At 44.1% G+C, this 4,353-nt stretch carries 5 protein-coding genes and 1 other RNA gene; all 6 read left to right on the top strand.

The genetic code is table 11. From position 1 onward, the window contains the following. The first annotated feature begins 156 nt into the window (after nt 1-156). The 6 genes from COV43_06290 (at nt 157) to COV43_06265 (ending at nt 4,272) form a co-directional block, all read left to right on the top strand. Nucleotides 157-798, top strand: a complete 642-nt coding sequence (locus COV43_06290; protein ID PIR25240.1) for a deoxynucleoside kinase — start codon at nt 157-159, stop codon at nt 796-798. Nucleotides 799-872: 74 nt separating this feature from the next. Beyond that, nucleotides 873-2,156, top strand: coding sequence for a hypothetical protein (locus tag COV43_06285; protein ID PIR25239.1), 1,284 nt, complete (start codon nt 873-875; stop codon nt 2,154-2,156). Beyond that, complete coding sequence (locus tag COV43_06280) at nt 2,150-2,809, top strand: hypothetical protein (GenBank protein ID PIR25238.1); 660 nt, start codon at nt 2,150-2,152, stop codon at nt 2,807-2,809. The genes COV43_06285 and COV43_06280 overlap by 7 nt, the downstream gene beginning before the upstream one ends. A gap of 79 nt (nt 2,810-2,888) precedes the next feature. Further along, nucleotides 2,889-3,329 (top strand): SsrA-binding protein, encoded by a 441-nt coding sequence (locus COV43_06275; protein ID PIR25237.1) that lies wholly within the window; start codon nt 2,889-2,891, stop codon nt 3,327-3,329. Between the two features lie 56 nt (nt 3,330-3,385). Then, nucleotides 3,386-3,734, top strand: a transfer-messenger RNA (tmRNA) gene (gene ssrA / locus COV43_06270). Between the two features lie 223 nt (nt 3,735-3,957). Then, on the top strand, nt 3,958-4,272 hold the full coding sequence (locus tag COV43_06265) for a hypothetical protein (GenBank protein ID PIR25236.1): 315 nt from the start codon (nt 3,958-3,960) through the stop codon (nt 4,270-4,272). The last annotated feature ends 81 nt before the right edge of the window (nt 4,273-4,353 follow it).

Genomic DNA, 4,353 nt, shown 5'->3' with positions numbered 1-4,353 from the left:
CGATAGTTGTTTGTAGTAGGTTCCCATGGCAACACCTTATCCATAAAGTGTTGCACTTCGTTTGTGAATTTAGGGGATCCAGTGATTCAGTCAACTCATTGTTCGCAATGACAGAAAATTCTTGTTGGAAAATAAAAACTTTGCTACAGTGCGTGCATGTCAAGCGAGCGAAAACTTCGCTATATTGCAGTAGATGGCCCTATCGGCGCTGGAAAAACCACGCTGTGCAAAATGCTTGCAGAAGAGTTTCATTGCAAACTCATTTTAGAGCCCGCTCTTAAAAACCCTTTCCTGCCTGAATTTTATGAGAATCCAAAAAAGAACGCCTTCAAGACGCAACTTTTTTTCTTGCTCAACCGTTACCAACAACAACTAGAACTAAAACAACAAGAACTTTTTAATCAACTTGTTATTTGTGATTACACGTTTGAAAAAGATGTCATTTTTGCAAAGCTCAACCTCTCGGCTGATGAACAAAATCTCTACTTCACCATGTACGATATGCTGGCAAAAAAGTTACCTCATCCAGATCTGGTCATTTATTTGCGTGCCGACATCAGCGTAATGATGGACCGCATAAAAATGCGCGGACTTAAATACGAAAACGCCATCGACAAAGAATACTTGGAAGAGCTGAGCAGCACGTATAATCAGCATTTCTCCGACTATCACGAAACACCGCTCTTGATTGTAGATAGCTCATTTGTAAATTACGAAAAAAATCCAGAAGACTTCGCAACACTCAAACGTGAAATTCTTGGACACCGCGGCGGCACCTCTTATCTCATCGCCAGATGATCAGCTTTGTTTTTTGCTTCCATTTCAATTGAGTATTGTCACATCACACTTCATCTGATACGCTAGCCGCCACCATGAACATCCTTTCCGCTTCGTACCTTCTTGCCATGACTCACGACTTTCCTGTACTTCCACATGGCGCCGTTGCCGTTGAAGGAAGTGTTATTAAAGATGTCGGCACAAAAGAGGAACTCCAAGAACGCTATCCAAACGCAAAACCTTTACACTTTGAAAATCACGTCCTCATGCCGGGCCTTGTCAATGCACACTGCCAGCTTGATCTGATTGGTTTTTACGAAAGCATTTTGGGCAACAAAGATTTATTCGAGCCACAACACTATGTTGAAACACTCATTGCTTCCATGCACTACCGCAACAAACTTGATGTGCAAGAAGCAATGGATGTTGCCAAAACAGCATTGTCTCGCCTCGCAAACACAGGAACTACAACTGTTGGCGCTATGACCTGCAAAGAAGCATCTCTCAAACTTTTGGCCGATTCAAAACTTCGCGTGATGGCCTATCCCGAAATTGTTTTGGGCCAAGGTGAAAAAGCTCAAGAAAATTTTGAAATCGCCATGGCACTTGCAGAACGATATAGTGAAATGCAGCTGAGCCGCATGAAAACTGGCGTTGGGCCTTATGCTCCTTATCTGCTTTCGCGCAACACCCTTCGCATGCTTTCACTTTTTTGCCGCAACATGAAGCTGCCGCTGCAAATCCATGCAGCAGAAGCTTTTGCCGAGATGGAATTTTTCTTCGATTCCGAAGGCCCCATGCTAAAACTGTTTGAACATATGGGCTGGCAGCAACCTTCTCCTCAACACAAAACTCCCATTCAGTATTTGGCAGACATCGGTTTTTTAGACGCGCCTGTTTGCATTGTGGGCTGCTTGCACCTTTCTGAAAAAGACTTGCCGTTGATGGCTCGCCATCTCACGCAAGTAGTCTATAGCCCCATCACCAATTTAGTGATGGGCCACGGAACCTTGCCACTCGCAAAGTTGCGAGATGCAGGCATTCCCATTGGCCTTGGCAGCCAGCTCTGGAATGGAAAGAGCGGATTAAGCTTATGGACTGAAATGCGTGAAGCGTTACGCCAAGGCTCCGACCCACTTCCCAGTGCATCAGAACTCTTGCGCATGGCAACCGTAGGTGGGGCAAGGGCTTTAGGCTTGGAGCAAGAATGTGGAACGTTGGAAATGGGAAAACAAGCCGACATCATTGCCGTAAAACTTCCCGAAGCCTGCTCTGAAAAAAATCTCTCCGAACAACTTATTCAACATACAGAAGATACCGATATCTCTTACGCCTCCGTTGCAGGTGACGTGCTAAAACACACAGGTGACACATGCTAGCGTGGATTAAAAAAATTTTTAAACGTTATTTTATTGCTGGAATTTTGGTAACAGCGCCACTCATTTTAACTTTTTGGATTTTAAAAGGCCTCATTATTTATGCTGACAATTCGCTGCTAGGCTTAGTCCCACAACGTTTTCATCCCACTCAACTTTTTGGTTTTCACATCCCAGGTCTTGGACTTATTGTTACGATAACGTTGGTGCTTCTTATCGGACTTTTTGCCAGACTTTATATTGGAAAAAAAGTCATTGAGCTTGGAGATGCCCTTATTTCCAGAATTCCATTAGGACGAACTATTTATACTGCGATTCAGCAGTTTCTCAAAACCGTCATTCGTGAAGATGAGCAGCGATTTCAAAATGTTTGCCTCGTTGAATATCCCCGCAGAGGCTGTTATATGCTGGCTTTCATGACAGGCGAACCCATTCCCATGATTCAGCAGGTTGAGCAACGCAAATGGATAAATTTATTTATTCCCACTACTCCAAATCCCACCTCTGGGTTTTGGATTATGGTTCCAGAAGAGGATATTACTGTTATCGATATTTCCATTGAATACGCCTTTAAGCTGGTGATTTCTGCCGGAATTGCGAAAGAAAAAAAAGTTGCTACAGCAATGAATGAACGGCAAAAATCGCAAACGGCTTAATTCTTCACGGTTTCCTTCGTTGACTTTCAAGCTTTCTTTTGACTTATATCCCACCGCCCTCATTTGAGAGGGAAAAAATATGAAGATCATTTGTAAAAACAAAAAAGCGCTTCACAACTATTTTGTGGAAGAGCGCTTTGAAGCCGGCATCGTTTTGGCGGGAAGCGAAGTGAAAAGTCTTCGTGCGGGCCTTGGCAATTTGGTGGATTCGTATTCCCTTTTGCGAGACGGCGAAGTGTGGCTGCTGAAAATGCACATCAGCCCCTATATGCCGGCATCGCTGCAAAACCACGAGCCCACGCGCGATCGCAAGCTTTTGCTGCATCACGAACAAATTCGACAACTTGGTGACAACCTGAAAACAAAGGGATGTACATTGATTCCGCTTTCGGTATACTTAAAAGCCGGCAAAATCAAAGTGGAACTGGGTTTGTGCCGAGGGAAGAAAAAGTTTGATAAGCGCGACACCATGAAAAAACGAAGCGCCGACCGCGAAATGGAACGCGCCATAAAACGATAGTTCTTTGACAATTTGGTGGAGCCCCCCAGTAAAAGCAGTTTACTACTGCTTTTACTGGGGGCGAAAAGATTTCGACGAAGTTTCTGATACTTGTGTGGCATGTCGACCTGTCAGTGCGTCGCAAAACCATTGGCACAAATTGTAATTGGCGAACCTCTCGCTATGGCTGCCTAAAAGTGCATCCCGTCAACCGACAGACGCCTTCTATGTTGGAAGACGCCGCTAGAAGGCTACGTTAGCTTCAAGCCCGCATGAGCTTGAACTGACAAAACTCGATCACGCTAGCTTCATTTCACCCTGTCTGTAGGAGTCGTGATGAAGCGAAATCCAAAATACAGACTACACATGGAGAAGCACTTGTGGTCACTACTTCGGACGAGGGTGCGATTCCCTCCGCCTCCACCAAAGCAAAAGCCACTCTTAAAAAGGGTGGCTTTTTTGTTTCTGGCTCTCCTCAAAAACTTTAAAAGAAAAAAAACTTCTGCCCTATGATGCAGAATCACAGCACTTTTCCGCATTTCTCAAAAAAAATTCTCCTCTCAAGCAATCCAGCTTTTTTGAAACCGATAACTTTAATGAATGAAACATCTTGCACCACTTCATTCACGGTTCTTTGAAAGGAGTTTTTATGTTTTCAGCTGGAAAAGGTCCTATTAGTTCATTCTCTGATCTCGGGCGTTGTCCGTTTAACCTCCCCTCAGATTCCGTAACGCTATGTATACGCCCGGAGAATGGAACCCTTTGCCAGCTTAAACCAGGGCAAAGCTTTGTGCCGGGAAAGCAAGAAAATGTCTTAAACTATCCAGGAACTTTTCCTGCCTTTAGAAGTACTCTTGTGCACCAAGGCATAAAAGGCCTCTGTATAAAGGAAAAAGATGGAACAGAATTCGTGCTGGCTACACAAGCTTTGAATAAAGGTGTTCGTCTATATAGTTCCCCCTGAAAAACCCATTTTTTCAAGATAGCGGACCTTGAGCGGTGTGTTTTTTCGGAGGCTCAACAAAAATCAACCTCAAAAAATGGA

Source organism: Deltaproteobacteria bacterium CG11_big_fil_rev_8_21_14_0_20_42_23 (assembly GCA_002796345.1).
Taxonomy (GTDB): Bacteria; UBA10199; UBA10199; order 2-02-FULL-44-16; family 2-02-FULL-44-16; genus 1-14-0-20-42-23.
The sequence above is the reverse complement of the archived record's forward strand: the minus strand, read 5'-3'. Positions and strand labels throughout refer to the sequence as shown.